The organism is Colwellia sp. SU-HH00943 (assembly GCF_057546125.1).
In genome coordinates, this window is sequence record NZ_BAAJLW010000001.1 from 153,597 (window position 1) to 172,969 (window position 19,373).

18 protein-coding genes are annotated in these 19,373 nt (G+C 36.4%); 3 read left to right on the plus strand and 15 right to left on the minus strand.

From position 1 onward, the window contains the following. Positions 1-13: 13 nt before the first annotated feature. From AC27GZ_RS00635 to pgi, 3 genes are all read right to left on the minus strand, one after another. Complete coding sequence (locus AC27GZ_RS00635) at positions 14-718, minus strand: SapC family protein (RefSeq protein ID WP_487092940.1); 705 nt, start codon at positions 716-718, stop codon at positions 14-16. Between the two features lie 146 nt (positions 719-864). Further along, complete coding sequence (locus AC27GZ_RS00640; RefSeq protein WP_487092941.1) at positions 865-3,456, minus strand: TonB-dependent receptor; 2,592 nt, start codon at positions 3,454-3,456, stop codon at positions 865-867. Positions 3,457-3,903: 447 nt separating this feature from the next. After that, positions 3,904-5,553: a glucose-6-phosphate isomerase gene (gene pgi, locus AC27GZ_RS00645; RefSeq protein ID WP_487092942.1), complete on the minus strand. Its 1,650-nt coding sequence runs from the start codon at positions 5,551-5,553 to the stop codon at positions 3,904-3,906. A 286-nt stretch (positions 5,554-5,839) separates the two neighbouring features. Here pgi and AC27GZ_RS00650 point away from each other — a divergent pair, with 286 nt between their 5' ends. Beyond that, positions 5,840-6,865, plus strand: a complete 1,026-nt coding sequence (locus AC27GZ_RS00650; RefSeq protein ID WP_487092943.1) for a LacI family DNA-binding transcriptional regulator — start codon at positions 5,840-5,842, stop codon at positions 6,863-6,865. A gap of 101 nt (positions 6,866-6,966) precedes the next feature. On the opposite strand, the gene AC27GZ_RS00655 is transcribed toward AC27GZ_RS00650, so the two are convergent. The 3 genes from AC27GZ_RS00655 to AC27GZ_RS00665 form a co-directional block, all read right to left on the minus strand. Next, positions 6,967-7,143 (minus strand): hypothetical protein, encoded by a 177-nt coding sequence (locus tag AC27GZ_RS00655; RefSeq protein WP_487092944.1) that lies wholly within the window; start codon positions 7,141-7,143, stop codon positions 6,967-6,969. A gap of 69 nt (positions 7,144-7,212) precedes the next feature. Then, positions 7,213-7,560, minus strand: coding sequence for a ribonuclease E inhibitor RraB (gene rraB / locus AC27GZ_RS00660; protein ID WP_487092945.1), 348 nt, complete (start codon positions 7,558-7,560; stop codon positions 7,213-7,215). Positions 7,561-7,563: 3 nt separating this feature from the next. After that, the gene (locus AC27GZ_RS00665) at positions 7,564-8,292 is read right to left on the minus strand and encodes a 1-acylglycerol-3-phosphate O-acyltransferase (RefSeq protein WP_487092946.1); all 729 of its coding nucleotides are present in this window, start codon (positions 8,290-8,292) and stop codon (positions 7,564-7,566) included. Positions 8,293-8,597: 305 nt separating this feature from the next. Between AC27GZ_RS00665 and AC27GZ_RS00670 the strand changes: the two genes are divergently transcribed. After that, positions 8,598-9,188: a hypothetical protein gene (locus AC27GZ_RS00670; protein WP_487092947.1), complete on the plus strand. Its 591-nt coding sequence runs from the start codon at positions 8,598-8,600 to the stop codon at positions 9,186-9,188. A gap of 36 nt (positions 9,189-9,224) precedes the next feature. Here the strand turns inward: AC27GZ_RS00670 and AC27GZ_RS00675 are convergent, their stop codons facing one another. From AC27GZ_RS00675 to AC27GZ_RS00700, 6 genes are all read right to left on the minus strand, one after another. Beyond that, positions 9,225-9,995: a response regulator transcription factor gene (locus AC27GZ_RS00675; protein ID WP_487092948.1), complete on the minus strand. Its 771-nt coding sequence runs from the start codon at positions 9,993-9,995 to the stop codon at positions 9,225-9,227. A gap of 134 nt (positions 9,996-10,129) precedes the next feature. Next, complete coding sequence (locus tag AC27GZ_RS00680) at positions 10,130-10,708, minus strand: glutathione S-transferase family protein (RefSeq protein WP_487092949.1); 579 nt, start codon at positions 10,706-10,708, stop codon at positions 10,130-10,132. 28 nt (positions 10,709-10,736) lie between these two features. Then, positions 10,737-11,606 (minus strand): sulfite exporter TauE/SafE family protein, encoded by an 870-nt coding sequence (locus AC27GZ_RS00685; RefSeq protein WP_487092950.1) that lies wholly within the window; start codon positions 11,604-11,606, stop codon positions 10,737-10,739. A 19-nt stretch (positions 11,607-11,625) separates the two neighbouring features. Then, positions 11,626-12,114 (minus strand): YcxB family protein, encoded by a 489-nt coding sequence (locus AC27GZ_RS00690; RefSeq protein WP_487092951.1) that lies wholly within the window; start codon positions 12,112-12,114, stop codon positions 11,626-11,628. Positions 12,115-12,381: 267 nt separating this feature from the next. After that, positions 12,382-13,836 (minus strand): HDOD domain-containing protein, encoded by a 1,455-nt coding sequence (locus tag AC27GZ_RS00695; RefSeq protein WP_487092952.1) that lies wholly within the window; start codon positions 13,834-13,836, stop codon positions 12,382-12,384. Positions 13,837-13,980: 144 nt separating this feature from the next. Further along, positions 13,981-14,796, minus strand: a complete 816-nt coding sequence (locus AC27GZ_RS00700) for a crotonase/enoyl-CoA hydratase family protein (protein WP_487092953.1) — start codon at positions 14,794-14,796, stop codon at positions 13,981-13,983. A gap of 300 nt (positions 14,797-15,096) precedes the next feature. Here AC27GZ_RS00700 and nagB point away from each other — a divergent pair, with 300 nt between their 5' ends. Next, positions 15,097-15,903: a glucosamine-6-phosphate deaminase gene (nagB, locus tag AC27GZ_RS00705; RefSeq protein WP_487092954.1), complete on the plus strand. Its 807-nt coding sequence runs from the start codon at positions 15,097-15,099 to the stop codon at positions 15,901-15,903. A 128-nt stretch (positions 15,904-16,031) separates the two neighbouring features. Here nagB and arsJ read toward each other — a convergent pair whose 3' ends face one another. The 3 genes from arsJ to arsB are packed head-to-tail and all read right to left on the minus strand — an operon-like array spanning position 16,032 to position 19,369. Continuing rightward, the gene (arsJ, locus tag AC27GZ_RS00710; protein WP_487092955.1) at positions 16,032-17,270 is read right to left on the minus strand and encodes an organoarsenical effux MFS transporter ArsJ; all 1,239 of its coding nucleotides are present in this window, start codon (positions 17,268-17,270) and stop codon (positions 16,032-16,034) included. Beyond that, positions 17,270-18,280 (minus strand): ArsJ-associated glyceraldehyde-3-phosphate dehydrogenase, encoded by a 1,011-nt coding sequence (locus tag AC27GZ_RS00715; protein ID WP_487092956.1) that lies wholly within the window; start codon positions 18,278-18,280, stop codon positions 17,270-17,272. The genes arsJ and AC27GZ_RS00715 overlap by 1 nt, the downstream gene beginning before the upstream one ends. 60 nt (positions 18,281-18,340) lie before the next feature. After that, positions 18,341-19,369: an ACR3 family arsenite efflux transporter gene (arsB, locus tag AC27GZ_RS00720; RefSeq protein ID WP_487092957.1), complete on the minus strand. Its 1,029-nt coding sequence runs from the start codon at positions 19,367-19,369 to the stop codon at positions 18,341-18,343. Positions 19,370-19,373: the final 4 nt, after the last annotated feature.

Genomic DNA, 19,373 nt, shown 5'->3' on the forward strand with positions numbered 1-19,373 from the left:
AACTTAAAGGTTTTTACGCTTCACTTTTTAGTTGAGCTAAACGTGTTAACTGATGTAATGAACTTAAATGATGATAGATTGGTCCTAGGTAACCTCGTTGACGTAGCTCTAAAAAAGCTTCATCTGGTAATTCATTCAACACTTTTTCATCAACAAGATAAACCCCATTGATGGCAATCTCTTCGCCGTTTAATTTCATCGTCAAGTTTTGTAAGCTTAATAATGATTTTTCAACTAGAAACTCAATAAATGAACGCGTTGTTTGACTGTTTTCAAAATAACGACCTAGCGCATTTTTACGCTGTTGCATATAGTCGGTTTCATTACCCTGTTCATCAAATAATGACTCACCTTCATCAGTAGAAACAACATGACTGTCTTCTTTGATTGCAACCTGTAATTTAGTTTCGTCATTTTGGCTTGGCACCAAAGCAAATGGATGATGGGTGATTAATGCCGGTAAATAGTTAGATAACCACTTATCTTCACTATAAAACAAGTTTTCATCAGTAGTTAAACCTAAAAGTGCAACACTTTGAAATTCACCTGTTTGTGCATTTTTCACAAACAGAATTGGCATTTCCCCGCTGGCTTTTGAGAATTCATGCACAACCAGTGGCACAACTTGTTGCCCTTTGGCATGAAGGTGGTTATTAGATTGATTTATTTTAATGTCTTTATGGTTTTCAAAGCTTAATATATTTATCGCTGAAGTCATGAGGGTTCCTAGAAGTCAATTGGCAATATTTACCGTTGAGTGTTACTGAGAAAAACTATCTTTTCAACTGGTAATTTACTTTTTATATCGATAAAAAAAGGGGAGTTAAACTCCCCTTTTTACAGTTTTATAAGCTAAGCTCTTGCTTAGAATCTGATGCTTACACCAGCGTTCACACGTGTAGCCATTTCATAAGCATACAGTGGGAAGCCATCAGCAAAACCACTTGCATTAGTTTGGAAAGCATTGTTACCAAACTGCTCTGATGATTCACCTGTTAAGTTAACAACATCAAGTTTAACATCGATATTATCATTGATGTGGTAAACCGCACCTAAGTCAAATGAGCCAAAACCATCATGTAAACGGTTGCCGTATGCACCTTCTTCACGAAGCATGTATTCGCTACGGTAGTTATAAGATACACGTACTGAGAAGTCATCATTTTCATAGAAAGCAGATGCATTCACTACATGATCTGAACTATCACTTAAGAATGGATTTTGATCAGTGAAAGTATCATCGTCCGTATTAGTATCAGTGTAAGTGTAGTTAGCCATTAAACCAAAGCCGTTATCAAAATCTTGTTGATATTGAAGCTCTAAACCACGCACTTCACCGTCTTTAGCATTTTCTTTCTCTTGAACTGTCCAACCCCATGCTTCTTCATCTGGTCTCATAGTTCCACCAAAGTCAATTTCATCAGAAGTAGCGTGATATTCATTAATGCTAATGAAGTTAGATACATTTTTCATGAACACAGTTGCAGAAAGTAATGAACTTGGGTTGAAGTACCACTCAACACCTACTTCAAATTGATCAGCAAGGAATGGTTCTAAGCCTACATTACCAACAATCCAGTATTGATTATCGTGTAAATCATCGTTAGCACCAACAGCACTTGGGTTAACATACATATCATTGTATTGAGGACGAGCCATTGTACGCGCTGCAGCAGCACGAAGAATAACATCTTCACTTAAATTGTATGCTAAGTTAACACTTGGTAATATTTCAGAGTAATCACCATCTGTAGTTTTTTTAGCGCCACTTTCGTAATAAGTCGACGTAGCATCAGTCATAACATAACGCACACCAAAGTTACCACGTAAATCACCTGTATTGTAATTTGCCATTACGTAAACAGCTGTATTAGTTTCATCAATTTCACTGTAAGAGCCTAACTCTTCAGTTTCACCAACAATACTTGCTTTTGCCCAATCTTTAATTGCATTAGGATCAAAGCGTGAAATTTGATAATTACCATCACCTACATCAACAGTTCCTGTTCTTAAACCTGCTGTTGAAATACGGTTATCAAAACCATCAACTTGATCTAAGAAGAACTGACGAGAAGTCGTATTGTGGTCGCCGTAACGAACACCAGTTTTAACACTAGAAATAAAGTCGCCATCTAACTGATAAGTAAAGTCAGCTTGGAAGTAAGTTTCTTCATCTGTTTTTGGTGTTTTATTGAATGCCGAACCTGTACCCATAACTAATGAACCTGGATCATAATCAGCCATTGACTGACCACCAATACCATTTGGTAAGCCCCAAGTTTGTTTGCCGTTAGTAAAGTCGTAAGTACCACCTACGATTGGCGTGTTTACACCATCATCAACAACCATCTCAAAGTCTGTACCACCTGTAGATGTAGTTTGACCAAGTTGTACTTCTAATGTGAAAGAATCACCTTCATAAGTCGTTTTTAAATCTAAAACGTCAGAGTTCATGGTTGCTTCACGAGGACGCGCTTGATAATAACCTGTTGCTAATTGACCTTTAACAGCCACACCACGAGGATCAGCACAATCGCCACCTAAACATTCTTCAGGCGTGTTACCTGACCAAGAATGATCACCTTGCGTTAACCATAATGCATAGTTAGTGTTGTTCGCTTCCATTTTCATATCCATCGCATTTAATACGAAAGATAAGTTATCTGTTGGCGCCCACTCAATGGCAGCCGTTAATGCTGAACGTTTACGATCTTGTTCAAAAGCAACAGGGCCTGCACCCCATTCCCAGAATGCTTCGTTACCTTGACGTTGTAATTGACGTTCTTGCATAACAGCAGAAACCATCACACCAAAGTTTTCATCGCTATTTTTCCAGCTATACATACCAGAAAATTGTGGATCAACTGATTCTGAATCATCAGCATATTGCGCTTCAATTGATGCATAAGCAGTATTTGCATCTAACTGTAATGGTGTACGTGTATTTACAATAACAGTACCACCAACACCACCTTCAACGATATCGGCTTGTGATGATTTATAAACTTCTAAATCACCTACAATTTCAGAAGGTAATAATTCATAGTTGAAACTACGTTTTGCTGGTTCAAGTACAAACCAACCAGTAGAAGCAACATTTTGACCATTAAGTGTTGTTTTTGTGAATTCTGCACCAGCACCACGAATTGATACTGACGAACCTTCACCAAATTGACGTTGAATAGTAACACCTGGGATACGTGCTAATGATTCTGCAACGTTTTTATCAGGGAATTTACCGATGTCTTCTGAGCTAATAACATCAACAACGCTATCTGAAAAGCGTTTTGCGTTAACGTTTGCTTTTAGACTGCCACGAAGGCCAGTAACCTGAATTCTTTCAATTTCTTGATCTGCTGTTTCTTCGGCAGCCATAGCTAGAGGTGCAGCACCACCGGCTAGGATAAAAGCGATCGAGCTCGCTAATGCGCCTTTTTTAAATGTTTTTGATGACATCGACTTTCCCTTACACACGTTTGTTTTTTTTGAAAATGTAATTGAATACATTAGTAATATTATATTTCGCCTCAAGACAGCGCTGTCATATTTAATGACAACGCTGTCATAAGTAAGTAAAACCATACCGCTTATTTGTTAATTTTGCCAGAGGAATTTAACAAAAAATTACATATTAAAAGGATTTTCTTATGAAGAGTATGATTTTATTAAAGTTTTATTTTTAACGTTTGATGACGTAAATCAAATGTTTTTACTGTTTTTTACGATAAAGTGTATTGTTTTTCACTAAGCAATTAGCTTTAACTGACAATATGCTAACTGGTTAGTGAAATACAAAGGTGCTTTTCTTAACAAAAATTCGAAATTCGCATACAGGCGCTGCTCTTGCAAAACACCTGTAAAAAATCATTAAATAATGATTGTAAAAACAATCACAACAATGAGTTACTTTTTGGACTTTTGATAAAATGCCATCAAGCTAGCTGTTGAGCAATCATGCTGTGAAGAAACAGTATTATTTTCAAGCTCATTTTGTATTTCTGCAGCTAAACCTTTACCTAGCTCAACACCCCATTGGTCAAACGAGCATATTTGCAAAATAATACCTTGTACAAATATTTTATGCTCATATGCAGCAATTAAACTGCCTAAAGTTTTAGGATCAATGCGTTTTAGCAAAATTGTATTGGTTGGCCTATTCCCTTTATGCACTTTATGAGGCGCAACTTTATCAATGTAGTCTTGACTACGCCCTTTTGCTTTTAAATCAGCTCTAACTTGTTTTTCATCAACGCCAGCCATTAACGCTTGAGTTTGTGCAAAAAAGTTAGCCATCAATGTTTCATGATGCCCTTTTACCGGGGTCACACTTTCAACAGAGCCAATAAAGTCAGCAGGAACAACGTTATTACTTTGATGTAAATATTGATAAAAAGCATGTTGACCATTTATGCCTAGCTCTCCCCAAATGGAAGGTACAGTTGGATACTCAACTTCTGTGCCATCCCAACTCACCGACTTACCATTACTTTCCATTTCTGCTTGCTGTAAATACGCAGTAAGCATATGTAAAGTTTGATCATAAGGAAGAATAGCTTGTGATTGAGCGCCTAAGAAGGTGGTATTCCACACGCTTAATAATGCCATAATGACAGGCACATTATCTTTTAATGGCGTATCGATAAAGTGGCGATCCATATAGTTAGCGCCATCAAGCAGTTCTTTAAATTTATCAAAACCTAAATCTAATGCGATGGCTAGCCCTATGGCTGACCATAATGAAAAACGGCCGCCAACCCAGTCCCACATATCAAAAATATTTTCAGCATCAATACCAAAACCCATGGCATTTTCTTTATTGGCTGTTACGGCAACAAAATGCTTAGCTACCGATTTTTCATCAAAAGAAGCGCTTGTTAACCAATTAATTGCTGTGCGAGCATTGGTCATGGTTTCTGTCGTAGTGAAGGTTTTACTTGAAACAATAAATAGTGTTTTTTCTGGGCTTAATGGACGTAAAACTTCAACAATTTGAGCACCATCCACGTTCGACACATAATGCACATTAACACTACCATCGCTGTAATGTTTTAATGCTTCAGTCACCATTTGAGGCCCTAGATTAGACCCACCGACACCGATATTAACAATATCAGTAATGCGCTTTCCTGAATAACCTAACCAATGCCCTTGACGTACTTTATTGACAAAACCTTCCATTTTAGCCAATTGATTTTGCACATGATCAGTTACATTCTCGCCATCTATCATTAAAGGCTCATGACTATGTCGGCGTAACGCTGTATGTAATACGGCTCTGTCTTCAGTCTTATTAATTTTTTCACCTGAAAACATTTTATTTCGCCAATTACAAACTTCAGTTTCTTCTGCTAAAGCTAAGAGGCTATCAAGGGTTTCACTATCAATTAAGTTTTTTGAGTAATCAAGCAACATGTTTGGCAGTTCGATGGAGAATTTTTCAAATCGATGGTTATCTTGTGCAAACAAGGTATTCATGTGCTGAGATTTTTTATCTAAGGCAAGTTGTTGTAATTTTTTCCAGCTTGCTAAGTTTTGACGCGCTGACGCTGACATAAGTTTTCCTATTATTCAGGCAAGTAAAGAAATCAATTCATAATCTCAAATCATAACAGAACTTGATGACTATATTATGAAAATAATAAAAGTTATGTTACCCTATTAGAAAATGACAGCGCTGTCAATTTTAATTAGGTTGCTTTTTTACTTTCGTATCGGTAAAAACCGGTGAAAAAGATAAATTTAACTATTAATTATTGCTGCAAAGCGCAAGAAGCACTACCCTAGTGCAGATTAACTATTAGCTAGATGACAACAAGAATTTAAAGGCTAAGAAATATAGATGAAAGCAACCATTAATGATGTCGCCAAACTTTCCGGTGTTTCAATAAAAACAGTTTCACGTGTAATGAACAACGAGCCCTCTGTTCGTCAAATTACCCGTGATAAAGTTCAAGCGGCAGTAAAAGAGCTTAATTATCAGCCTAACTTAGCTGCTCGAAACCTAGCTGGCACAAAGTCATACACCATAGCTTATGTTTATGATAACCCGAATGCCTATTATGTTATTGATATGCAAGAAGGTATTTTGTCGGCTTGTCGCCAGCAAGGCTTTGAACTGTTAATTAACCCGTGTAATTCACAACAAGAAAATATCATTGAAGATATAATTAACACTGTTAAACAAGCCCGTGTTGCTGGCCTGGTTCTGACGCCACCTTTTTCAGAGGATCCTGAATTTGTCAAACGAATTACCGATATAGATATCAAAGTGGTTCGTATTATGTCTGGTGATGAAGCGCCTGATGAGTTAAGCCCTTGTGTCATGGTAAACGATAGGGATGCCGCACAAACTATCACACAACACTTAATTGATTTAGGCCATCATAAAATCGCTTTTATTGCTGGTGATGCTGAACATATGTCAACCATTGAGCGTTACAAAGGATATAGAAGAGCATTAAAGGCGAACAATATTGAATTTAATAAGCACTTATTAATTGAGGGTGAATACTCGTTTGAGTCTGGTGTTGAAGGTGCTCAAAAATTAATGTCGGTAGACAATATAGAAGCAAATCGCCCAAGTGCTATTTTCTCATGTAACGATGAAATTGCGGCAGGTGCATTATTTGCGGCTCGCTTAATGAATTTCAAGATTCCTGAACAATTGTCAATTGCTGGTTTCGAAAACAGTCCTTTCTCTCGCCAGACTTGGCCAAAATTAACAACAGCAGATCAGCCGAACAAAGAGATTGCCAAAAATGCAGCTAGCTTATTAATCAGCCAGATCCGTAAGCAAAAAACTCATAATGAAACAGCTCAGTATGTGCCACAACTTGTCTCTCGAGATTCGACGGGTAAAATATAATAGTATTTAAATAAGCGCTGAACTACACAGGGATTACAGCTAACACAGGGTTCAGTTACTCTGAGCCTTATGTTAATGCAAATATGAGAATGCAAAAATAATTAATATTTACGATTAAAAGTAGCTTTAGGGTTATATGTTTCGTCTATTTCTTTAATTCGCTCAAGGTGCTTACGATGAGCACGTCGAGCAGCATAGACAAAAATAGCAACAATGAAAACGATTGGTATTGCTATAGAAAAGGGTTCTTCTGTGAAAAAATTAGTTAGCCATTCCATGGGTAAAATCCTTAGAAAATTGTACAGGTAAACTTAGCTAAGCGCGTCAAATAACGTTAATCATACTATCTATTCTTCGAAGTAAGTTCCCCAACCATCATACTCCACTTGACATTGTTTTGCCAACTCGAACATTTCTTTTGTTTCAGCCTGCAAATTTTTAATATTGAGTACTTGTTCAGTCACGATATCAAAAGCAAAGATTTTATTACCGTTTTCAAGCTCAGCTTCTTCTGGCTCTTCTACTTCAAGGCCAAGCTTAAAAGCGGCAATAGCTGCTTTTTCTAACAACTCAAAATTTTCACTGGCAAAGTGATGTTCAATAGTATGATATACCTCTTCATTGCTGCCATCTTCGAGTAACTCTGTTACCAATATTTCAGTGTGTTCAAACCAATGCTGTAATTCATCGTTCATATGTTAGTTACCTTCTTTACTTGCCAGTTCACTATCTAATTGGTTAATTTTTGCTTGCATTAACGCATGGGTCTTATTGGTAATATCTCTAATTCCGTCTCTACTTTCATCTTCAACAGACACTGGCTCTAAAAATTCGATAATCACTTTACCACTACGCCAACGAGATAAATCAATTGTTTGATTCGTACTACTACTACAAATTGGAACAATTGGCACATTGGCCTGTGCAGCAGTGCGAAAAGCACCTGTTTTAAACGGCAACAACCCCCGCCCTTGGCTACGCGTTCCTTCTGGAAAAATCCATACAGACAACTTATTTTCTTTAATTTTATTAGCCGTTAAACTAATAGTACCAAGCGCTTTGCTCGTATTGTTTCTATCAATAAGAATATTACCTGTTAGCCAATACATTTGTCCAAAAATAGGAATCCATTTTAAACTTTTCTTGCCAATACTAACAGTGCCTGGCAACACTGCATTTGCCATGGTAAAAAGATCATAGCTATTCTGATGATTAGCTACATATACCACTGGACCAAGTTTTTTTACTGAAGCTGGTATACGTACTTCTACTTCAAAGCCTAAAATTTTTGTAATTTTCCCTAAATGTTTAGCTGAAAAATAGACATTATTACGATGGAAAGGCCGTATGATTGAATATAAACAAGACACTAAAGCTACAATAACAAAAGCAATAGACATTAAGATGAGTCTAAGAATGGTTAACAATGAGATTTCCTATAAAAGGTTAAGGTGGCGAGTATATACTATTGCTAGTTTTACCGCTCTACTTTTCTTCTGTATAACAAAATCAACCACTTAGTTTTACATCAAAAATTTTAATTGTTTTTATCGGTAATTTTACTTCCTTTTTCTTTTTTTTGACTATAGTTAATATACAGATTGCGCCCTTTTAAAAGCTGCTTATCTGTTCTATTTGATGTAACAAAATACCAAACAATAAAAAATACCGTTGTCTCTTATTATAAAATTTATTCTTCCAATAAAACAAAAGACATACGACAGGGAATATTATGAAGGTTTTGCTTTTTTCAACAGTAGCTCTATTGCTTTACTCATATGCAAGTACAGGTCATGCTTTTGAAAAAGACAATATAAAACCCTCTCATGCAGATTTATCCAACACTTTTATCATTAAGCCTTCACAACTTACACCGTTAACGACAGTTTATGATTCCTCAGCAACACTTGAGCATAGTGAATTAACTTTTAAAGAAAAACCACAAATTCAAGGAAAGTACACACTTGGGCTGGTCTCTATTGAAACAGGCTTAGTGCAACCTCAACAAACCTCAAACTGGCGTAAATATTATGTCTCAGGTGCAGTAACGCTTCATCAATATGATACTTTTCATTTGTCGTTAACTGCAAACTTTGAACAATTTAAAGAGACTGATATTAATTATTATCAAGCACCGATATTAATTAATAATAATGATACCGAGTTAAATTACAGCTACGGGTTAATAGGCAGCTATTCAATCAACTCAACTTGGCATTTTTCGGGGGGGATTATTCATTCACCAATAAAAAATGATACTACAACTTCTGTACTAGAAACCGATAATCATATGGCCTTGGTTGGTACCACTTACTCTTTTTAGTGACACCAACCAGAGATTCCTTATCTATTTTGACGATTAATCATCTATATTAAGCATATATCCTTGTCCCCAAATAGTTTCGATACGAACTTTTTGCGTCGCTTTGATCATTAACTTGTCACGTAGCTGAGATACTCTTACATCAACAGTTCTCTCACTACCATTATATTCACGACCAAGTAATGTTTGATAAATATAATCTCTACTCATAATTTTGCCTTCATTTTCAGCCAGTAGAGACAGTAGCTTAAATTCAAACAAAGTTAATGTAATAGCGTCTTTGCCAAGCTTACATTTGTGTGAATATGGGTATAAAACTAAATCACCTGCAACGATTTGACTATTTTCATCAATCACTTTAGGTTTCACATAACGCTTAAATAAAGCCGCGATTCTGACAGAAAATATATTCTCTGAAACAGGCTTAACCATATATTCATCTACACCTAGCTGAAAGGCAGAGACCTGCTCCTGTTCACTATCACGTGAAGTGAGAATAACTAACGGGCCAACAAAGTGCTTACGAATACTTTCTATAATGGACAAGCTAGCTAAGTCACTAAAACCTATATCTAAAATCACCATATCCGCATTAGTATTAACTAGGCTTTGTTCGATGTTTTTATCTCGAAGCATAGGCTCAACGTTATAATTACTTGCGCGTAAATGCCGCTGAAGGGTATTAGATAACACCTGATCATTTTCAATCAATAAAACGCGCTTACCTTGAAATCCGGAAGCTGCATTGTTTAATGTTGAATAATTAACTGACTGTTCGCTGTGCTTAGTTACTAAACTGTTTTTCATAACAATTCTCCTTACATCAAGTGAAAATGTATCTTGATAAGAAAATTGTAAAACACAGTTACAAAGTTAACTGTAACCTATTGTCAATGCTTAGTATTAATTTGTAATGCGCTAAAAATAGTCGATTAATAAAGTTAGCGGGGATCTGTTTGACTTACACCTTCTTTCATCTTTGCTTGCTGATAAAAGTCAACTAAAGCTTTGTCTTGGCTAAAGTCATAAAGATTACGGAATTTTGCCCAATCAAGAAGGCAGAATAAACAAATAGCTGGATAATGCCATTGTTCAAAGTCTCCGTCATCGATTGATTTTGAAAGTACCGACATTACTTTTTTAACTCGACCGTGCTGTAAATTAAAAAAGAGTTTATCTTCACTTGTGTCAATGTCTGAGCGGCCCAGTAATAACAAACTCACTAAAGAATCATTTGCTGCATCAATTAAAGTCAGTAAGTTTTCTTGCTGCCAAGATAAAGGTTTTTGTTGATACTTTTCTGATAAATAGCGAAAAATAACGCGCGAATCATAAATACATTGTTCATCATCCACTAAAGCAGGTACTTTTTGTGCAGGATTATTTTCAGTGAGTAACTGACGGTCTTCATTTGAAAATATATCCAAATTAACAAAATCAAAATCCGTGACATTAAGATGAATGAAATATAACCGTAATCGTCTTACAAAAGGTGAGGTAGTTGAGCCAATTAATTTCATAATATTCCCTAGTCCATAAAAGTAAAAATTAAATGATGCCTAAACCGCCAGTAATTAACAACCAAATAGCAAAAAACAATTTAAGACGCGTTGCTGACAAATGGGTAACTAAAGTTTTAGCAAATATACCGCCAAGCACAGCGCCAGGACCAGCAAACACGACTACTTGCCAATATACATCTTCTTTGACATGCCCAATGGCACTCCACACCGTAATTGCTGAAACAACAACCGCTGCCGCTACAGCCATATTAATATCAAAACGTCGTAAGATCAGGTATATCACTAATAATTCACCAACGCCTACGCTTAACCATGCGGTTATCGCACCACCAAAAAAACCGATCAACACAATTGCAATATAATCGAAGAGATATATTTGACTACGCTCTCGATGAGACTTTAATAAATAAATCGTTAAAATAATAAAAATGCCCAGCAATAAAGAAAACCAACTAAAGCTAGTATGCAATGATGCTGGTGAAGCAAGGTTTAATGAGAAAACGCTAGTAATGGCTACAATAGCCGCAATTGTGGTTACCGAAATAATACGTTTAAAGCCTTGCCATAAGCGTAAATCCCTTTTCTCAGTATGATAATGATGAAACCAAGTAACCGCACCTGCTGTCATACCAAAGCACTGAATAGCAAAGCTTGTGGCAATGGCTTGCTGCTCCGTAAAGTTTAATTTAGCAAACATAGGTATAAAAATAACGCCGCCACCTGCGCCGGTAGCGTTAGCAAAAATTGCCCCTGCAACGCCTAAAAAACTAAACAGCCAATAATCTAATAACTCTTGTAAAGGCTGACTAGTGTTATAGAGCATTAGCAACCATAACGACACGAAAATAATAAGAAAACGAGGATTAGTTAGACGAATAGGATTGACAGTAGACATAGAAAAATCTCAATAATCGTTATTGAGAATTAAATTTTTGCATCAAGTAATTTTGTGCTTCGCTCGATAAACAACTTTTTGAGAGATAACTTCTGCTGCTACGTTTATCGATCTCAAAAAATATAGTAAAACCTAACTCTGACTCTTTAATATCAGTCATGTTTTGCCATAAAATTCTGCCAGTGTGATAGTAAGATTCACTCAATACGCCTTTCTCATCAATAGTAACCGTCACTTCACTGTTAGACGCTTTTGAAAGCATTTGTCTTAACACCCACCATGGTTGATGATAATAAAGACTAACGGCTTCTAAAATCCCCAAACCAATAACAAACCAAGCAGCATAAGCGTTTACTTGTGTGAAAAGTAAAAGGTATAAACCAAACAAAGTTAAAACAATAGACTTAAAATAGGCTTTCCCTGAGCGTTCAACGGTATTAGTTTGGCTGTAACACTCATTAAAGTGTGGTTTATCTAGCGTAAATTTACTGGTATAAGAAGCTGTCATGGGGTGTCTTAAGCAATATGTTTGCAGAAATAAAAGCGAGTCTACCAGAAACTCACTGAAAAAGTCATTAACCTAACCTTAACTCGGTTTAAGAGATAATTAACCCATTGAAAGTTATTTAAAAATTAATTTATTAACTCTCTAGCTTGATAATTTTACTTAATTCAAGGCAAATTTCGCGTCAATAGCTGGCCTATTGCAAGTAAATTTAACGCTGAAGTAAGGAAAAATAGCTGCTAGAGAAATATTTATTAAGCCGAGCTCAGGTTAGCCTAACATAATCATGGTTAAACACATGTTCAAATGATCAACCAACGAGCACAGTTGTTGAAAATCTTCGGTGGGAATTTCTCTCTTACTGCGCAAATACTGGCCACAAATAACACCAATTTCTTTTTTGCCTATCACAACAGGAATTAGCACAATAGCGCCATTATCGATAAAATCTGCTAACTCTTTAGTGATTAACTCTCTAAATTGCCTATGAGTATAATCATTAATTAACACGGGAGTTTTTGATGCTAAAACACGAGCAATGGCATTCTCACTTTGTTGAATATGAATCACAAACTTAGTGAGATCTTTTTCTCCTAAGGCATTAAAAACAAAACGAGATTTCACCTTAGTTTTATCATCTGAAAGCATTAAAAAGCTACAACGTTCAAACTCAAATGCCTTTGCTGCATCCATTAACACTGTTTGAATATATTCATTCAAATCTCGGCTAGACTTCATTAACTTGGTTAATGTCATAAAAGAAGCGAGAACCGCTTTCTCTTTACTCATCTGTTGAAGCGAAGATAAATGCCTGCTAGCACCAAAGTCACTACCTTTAGGTAACACTTTGATTAAATCAGACAATACTTCGGCACCATAAGAGCTTAATAATTCTATCGCTTGCTCTCTCGTATGAGTAATACGAGCTTTTAACTGCTGCACGCTAATATTCATTATTTGAGCAATACTTTCCAGTAACTGCACAAACTCATCTTCATTGTCGCCAGGATGAGCGATAGTCGAACTTAACTTATCAGCAAAATATATAATTTTAACTTCATTAGTGCGGCTTTCAGGCTGATCTAATGCTTTGAGTAATAAGTCACTTAAATTCCATGTTGTTGCTAAGCCTTTACTCAAGGCATTAAAACTAGTGCCTATTTCTTTTTCACAATATTGATTAAAATCGGGACTATCCATATCAGTAGCATTTGCTAATTTATCAGCAAAGTCTCCGCCACTACTCCAAAAAGCAGTTTCACCAATACTGTATAATAAAGCGGCTAAGTAGACTTCTTCTTGTGTTTCTTCACTGTAATTAGGCACCATCATTTTCGCTAACATGGCCGCAAAAAAAGAATTCGCCATTAACTGCATTAGCTTTTCATAAACACGAAAATCTAAGCTCTTACTCGCTAATAAACTATCCACCAATTTAGCTGTTAAGCAAACATTTTTAACGGTTTGAATTCCCAAAACTACTGTTGCTCTCGATACCGTAGTGACCTTATTCACCCCAATGTGCTGAGCATTGTTAGCCACTTTCAACAAACAAGAAGACAAGGCTTGATCATGTAAAATAGCTTTACTTAATTTTGGTAAGGAAGACTTATCGTCATTGGAAAATTTATCGAGCATTTTTGCCGTAGATGTGATGGCTGGCAATTCAGTATTTGCAATCAGCTCTATCCATTGTTCTGTCGTTTTTGGCGTATGCTTAGTCATTCAATACATTCACTTGAAAAAGATACATTCAAATGTTTATACCACAGTAGTAGCATAAACATTTTTTGAATGCATAATAAACCGTACTCTTTTAACTATGCACGCAAATAACTGTATTGTCGAAATTATTTACTTAAATTTTCGTTAAAAACTACTTCGATCAATAAATTCTTTTTTCATCTGTCCTTTTTTAGCTAAGCCGTTTTCCATTGCTATACGCTGGTTTTTTCGTCCTAATAAACGTAACTGTGTAATACGTTCCCAAAGCAACGCCCCACGGGTATCTTTGCGCCATGTTTTCTTAAAAATATATTTAGCCGCTGCAACTGCATCAGGGCTTTGCTTAATAATATCTTGCGCTAAAGACTCGGCCGCGGCTAAAGGGGTATCGCTGACTTTAGATACTAAACCAAATTCAGCTGCCTCTTTTCCTGAAAAAAATCGTCCTGTCATTGTCAGCTCTTGTGCTATATCTACTCGAGTCAGTCGTGATAACGTCACCATACCGCTCATATCGGGGATCAAGCCCCACTTCATTTCTAGAATAGAAAGATTCGCATCAGGTTTGGCAATACGGTAATCACAACCTAAAATAATCTGCATGCCTGCACCAAAACAATTACCATGTACAACCGCGATCACTGGCATAGGTAAATCACGCCATACATGCGCAACTCTCTGAAACATATTATCTTTTCGCCAAGGAAGTTTAAGAAAAAAGCGCACAATCATAGATGGATGTTTAGCAACATAATTAAAGTCTAACCCAGCACAAAATGATGCCCCTTCTCCTTGCAAAATAACACAACGAATAGCTTTGTTTTTTTTAATACACTTAGCCGTTTGCACCAATTGGGTAATCATAGACTCGTCTAAACCATTGTGTTTATCAGGTCGGTTTAGTGATACATAGGCGATGCTATCTTCAACGCGAAATAAAACTCTGTCATTTGTCATCATGGTATAAACCTTAAAACTAATCGTGCTAATTAGTGTCGCACACTTCAACTGGTATAACCAGATGTAAGATTGTTATCTAATTACGACCTTGTCAGTATTCAACAGCCACGAAAAATCAATTTTTTTGTCCATTAAAGATAAAATTTATGGTAAAGTGCGCAAACGCACCTAGATAAATGTCATTGTAAAAAATAATAAGCCAAAGGCTAATCAATAGAGAAAACTCTATAAACAATGATTCTGTTCCTTATAAAAAGTATTTTTATAAGGGTAATAGTTTAATTTTTCTAAGGAAAAAACATGCAAGTTATTATTTTCGATGATGCGCAACAAGTTGCCGAAAATGCTGCCAACTGGGTAGCAGAAATAATCAAGCAAAAATCATCTCCTGTACTTGGTTTAGCCACAGGTAGTACCCCCATTAGTCTTTATCAGCAATTAGTTACTAAACATAAGGCTGGTGAATTAAGCTTTAATAACACATCAACCTTTAACCTTGATGAATACCTTGGTATTGATGCCAATAACGTTCAAAGCTATCGTCACTTCATGAATGAAAATCTATTTGATCATGTTGATATCGATAAAGATAAAACTTTTTTACCTGCTTGTGCACAAGGAGAAAACCCTAGAGTGCAAGGTGTAGCGTATGAAGAAAAAATTAAAGAATATGGTGGCATTGATTTACAAATTTTAGGTATTGGTGCAAATGGTCATATTGGCTTTAATGAGCCAACCTCAAGCTTAGCGTCTCGCACGCGTATTAAAACTCTGACCCAACAAACGTTAACTGATAACTCTCGTTTGTTTGATAAGGATGAGTTTCAACCAACATTGGCGATGACTATGGGTATCGCTACTATATTAGATGCCAGATACGTATTATTAATGGCAACGGGCGAGAATAAAGCGAAAGCCGTTAAAGATATGGTAGCAGGTCCCCTCTCAGCGATGTGCCCTGCATCTGCTTTACAAATGCATGAAAATGCAATTGTTTTACTTGATAAAGCGGCTGCCAGCCAATTAGAAGATCAAGAATATTACCAATGGGCAAACGATCAAAACATAAAAATTAATCAAGAATTTGGCCTATTTCACAATTATTAAGCTGAATTTAGATTAGTTAGTGTACAAAGGCTGTTTATTTACCAAACAGCCTTTTTTATTGCTTGTTTTTAACTACGTCACTTTTAATTAAGTCACTTTTAATTATGTTAATTTCAATTAAATCGTACTCATAAACTAGGCTGTTTTTTGTTAGCCTGTTGCTGGCCTGGCAGTTTTGTCGATAATAGCGCGGCTAAAATTACAAAGAGTGTTGATACCCAAAGACAAGCTTCTAAACCAAACTGTTGAAAAATTAGTCCTGACAAGACTGTGCCAATTAAGCGTCCCATAGCATTGGCCATGTAATAAAAGCCAACATCTAACGATACACCATCTTCCTTTGCTAAACTCACGATCAAATAACTATGCAGTGAAGAATTGATGGCAAATATTGCTCCGAAAAATAGTAAACCCGCTAACAAAGATACTTGTGGATAAAAATCAAAAGTTAATGCTAAGGCAATAACCGCTGAAGAAAATGCTAAGTAACTAGCCCATTTAACGGCATCAATAGCTGAAGGCACTTTACCTTGTTTCTTACCGGTAAAATTTGGTGCTACAGTTTGCACTATGCCATAACCAATAACCCAACAAGCCATAAAGCCACCAACCCACCAATGATCCCAGCCAAAGCTTGCCGCAAGGTACACAGGTAAAGCCACCACAAACCAAACATCTCTAGCACCAAAAAGGAACAACCTTGCTGCGGATAAAATATTAATTGATTTGCTCTTAGAAAAAACTTCATTGAATTTAGGTTTATTTTTCGCTTTACCAAGCTCTTGCTTTAACGAAATTAAACTGAAAATCCACACCAACAGCAACATAGCTGCCATGATTAAAATAGCGCCTTGAAATTCAAATAAGGTAAGTAATAAGCCTCCTAGAAAAAAACCTACTCCTTTTAAGGCATTTTTAGAGCCTGTTAACAAAGCAACCCAATGGTAAAGCTTATCTTGAGCATCGCTGGCAACTAATAACTTTATAGCGCTCTTGGCACTCATTTTATTGAGATCTTTGGCAATACCCGACAACGCTTGCGCTAACATGACATAAAACACGGTAAGCATGGAAGCGGGAGCAGCAAGCATAGCTAAAGCAATAATTTGCAATGCTAAGCCGATATTCATGGTTTTATTCAAGCCAACCCTTGCCGCTAACCAGCCACCAAGCAAATTAGTCACAACACCAAAAAATTCATAAAACAAAAACAGCATGGCAATATTAATTGGGCTATAACCTAACTGGTGAAAATACAGTACGATTAACATACGTAATGCACCATCAGTTAAAGTAAAAGACCAATAATTACCGGTAATAATCAGGTATTGTTTTACTTGGCTAGATAAGTCGCTGAACAAACTCATTAGTTAAGATCTGAGCGGCCAACCATACGGGCAATTTCAGCAGTACGATTTGCATAACCCCATTCATTATCATACCAGGCATACAACTTCAGCTGAGTGTCATTGACCACCATAGTTGATAGCGCATCAATAATACTGGAGCGAGGATCGGTTTTATAATCTATTGAAACTAATGGTCTTTCTTCATAACCTAAAATACCTTTCAACTCATTTTCAGCTGCTTGTTGTAGTAAAGTATTAACTTCTTCTCGGCTTGTTTTACGCTTTAATTCAAATACACAATCAGTGATAGACGCATTAGCTAGAGGTACGCGTACGGCATGGCCATTTAGCTTACCTTGTAACTCAGGGAAAATATGGGTGATGGCTGTCGCAGAGCCTGTAGTTGTTGGGATTAAACTCATGCCACAAGCGCGAGCTCTGCGTAAATCTTTATGAGGCGCATCTAAAATTGTTTGCGTATTAGTAATATCATGAATAGTGGTCATTGAACCATGCTCAATACCTATTTTTTCATGAATCACTTTAACTACAGGTGCAAGACAGTTCGTTGTACAAGAGGCGGCAGTAACAATAGGATGAACGTTTTTATCATATAAATCATCGTTAACACCAACCACAATATTAAGAATACCCTCTTCTTTAACTGGTGCTGTCACAACAACACGTTTTACGCCTTGCGCTAAGTATTGCTTTAACAAAGGAGTGCTTTTCATCACGCCTGAAGCTTCAATAACTACATCACAGCCTGACCAGTCTGTCTCGCCAATTTCTTTGTTTTGACTGCAAGATATCACTTTATTGTCAATCACAATGGCATTGTCTGTATGTGATGCTTGGTGATGCCAAATACCATGCACAGAATCAAACGTTATTAAATGCGCTAGTGTTTTGGCATCTCCTGCTGGATCATTTATATGTACTATTTCAACATCGTCCCAATCAAATGCAGCACGCATTGATAGACGACCCATACGACCAAAGCCATTTATACCAATTTTAATAGTCATGAAAATACCTAATACTTAAATAGTGAATGTTAAATAATAAAAAAGTTAAATAATTAAAAATTAAATTTTATTGGCTTCAAACCAATGTTTACTCTTATTAACTATCGCAACCAATGACAACATAATAGGGACTTCAACAAGCACTCCTACCACAGTCGCTAAAGCTGCACCTGAATGCAAACCAAATAAAGAAATAGCAACAGCAACAGCTAATTCAAAAAAGTTTGAAGTGCCAATTAAACAAGCCGGAGCCGCAATATTATGTGGCAGTCTCATCCACTTAGCTGCAAAATAGGCAAGAATAAAAATACCGTAGGTTTGAATCGCTAGTGGAATTGCAATTAAGCCAATAATTTGTGGTTGAGAAATAATGGTGTTGGCTTGAAAACCAAAAAGTAATACAACCGTTGCTAGTAAACCGAGTATTGACCAAGGTTTAATTTTGGCTAAAAAGTAACTCACCTCTTGTTCGTTTTTGGCTTTATTTAATTTCTGCCGCGTTAGCACTCCAAAGAAGAGCGGTAAAACCACATAAAGCACAACTGAAATAAACAAGGTTTGCCAAGGCACTTCAATGTCAGTTATCCCTAACAATAATGCTGCTATTGGCGCAAAAGCAAATATCATAATAATATCGTTAATGGACACCTGAACGAGTGTATAATTTGCATCACCTTTGGTTAATTGTGACCAAACAAAAACCATAGCAGTACAAGGGGCAACCCCAAGTAATATCATTCCAGCAATGTATTCTTGAGCTGACTGCGGATCAACATAATCTACAAATAAGCCTTTGAAAAACAACCAACCTAAAAACGCCATAGTAAACGGTTTAATAAGCCAATTAACAACAATAGTGAGCAGTAAACCTTTTGGATTTTTACCGACATCTTTGATTGAAGAAAAGTCAATCTGAACCATCATAGGGTAAATCATTACCCAGATAAAAACTGCAATGACTAAATTGACATGAGCGACTTCAAGTTTGGCAATAAGCTGAAATACTTCCGGTTGCCATAAGCCTAAACAAACACCCAATAAAATACTTAAGCCAACCCAAACCGACAAATAACGCTCAAACAATCCCATACCA

Excerpts from the sequence above, each read along its gene's own strand:
- AC27GZ_RS00675 (WP_487092948.1), bottom strand. The coding sequence starts at position 9,995 with ATGAAAAACAGTTTAGTAACTAAGCACAGCGAACAGTCAGTTAATTAT.
- pgi (WP_487092942.1), bottom strand. The coding sequence starts at position 5,553 with ATGTCAGCGTCAGCGCGTCAAAACTTAGCAAGCTGGAAAAAATTACAA.
- nagB (WP_487092954.1), top strand. The coding sequence starts at position 15,097 with ATGCAAGTTATTATTTTCGATGATGCGCAACAAGTTGCCGAAAATGCT.
- AC27GZ_RS00670 (WP_487092947.1), top strand. The coding sequence starts at position 8,598 with ATGAAGGTTTTGCTTTTTTCAACAGTAGCTCTATTGCTTTACTCATAT.
- AC27GZ_RS00695 (WP_487092952.1), bottom strand. The coding sequence starts at position 13,836 with ATGACTAAGCATACGCCAAAAACGACAGAACAATGGATAGAGCTGATT.
- AC27GZ_RS00690 (WP_487092951.1), bottom strand. The coding sequence starts at position 12,114 with ATGACAGCTTCTTATACCAGTAAATTTACGCTAGATAAACCACACTTT.
- AC27GZ_RS00715 (WP_487092956.1), bottom strand. The coding sequence starts at position 18,280 with ATGACTATTAAAATTGGTATAAATGGCTTTGGTCGTATGGGTCGTCTA.
- rraB (WP_487092945.1), bottom strand. The coding sequence starts at position 7,560 with ATGAACGATGAATTACAGCATTGGTTTGAACACACTGAAATATTGGTA.
- AC27GZ_RS00655 (WP_487092944.1), bottom strand. The coding sequence starts at position 7,143 with ATGGAATGGCTAACTAATTTTTTCACAGAAGAACCCTTTTCTATAGCA.
- AC27GZ_RS00685 (WP_487092950.1), bottom strand. The coding sequence starts at position 11,606 with ATGTCTACTGTCAATCCTATTCGTCTAACTAATCCTCGTTTTCTTATT.
- AC27GZ_RS00700 (WP_487092953.1), bottom strand. The coding sequence starts at position 14,796 with ATGATGACAAATGACAGAGTTTTATTTCGCGTTGAAGATAGCATCGCC.
- AC27GZ_RS00680 (WP_487092949.1), bottom strand. The coding sequence starts at position 10,708 with ATGAAATTAATTGGCTCAACTACCTCACCTTTTGTAAGACGATTACGG.
- AC27GZ_RS00635 (WP_487092940.1), bottom strand. The coding sequence starts at position 718 with ATGACTTCAGCGATAAATATATTAAGCTTTGAAAACCATAAAGACATT.
- AC27GZ_RS00650 (WP_487092943.1), top strand. The coding sequence starts at position 5,840 with ATGAAAGCAACCATTAATGATGTCGCCAAACTTTCCGGTGTTTCAATA.
- arsB (WP_487092957.1), bottom strand. The coding sequence starts at position 19,369 with ATGGGATTGTTTGAGCGTTATTTGTCGGTTTGGGTTGGCTTAAGTATT.
- arsJ (WP_487092955.1), bottom strand. The coding sequence starts at position 17,270 with ATGAGTTTGTTCAGCGACTTATCTAGCCAAGTAAAACAATACCTGATT.
- AC27GZ_RS00640 (WP_487092941.1), bottom strand. The coding sequence starts at position 3,456 with ATGTCATCAAAAACATTTAAAAAAGGCGCATTAGCGAGCTCGATCGCT.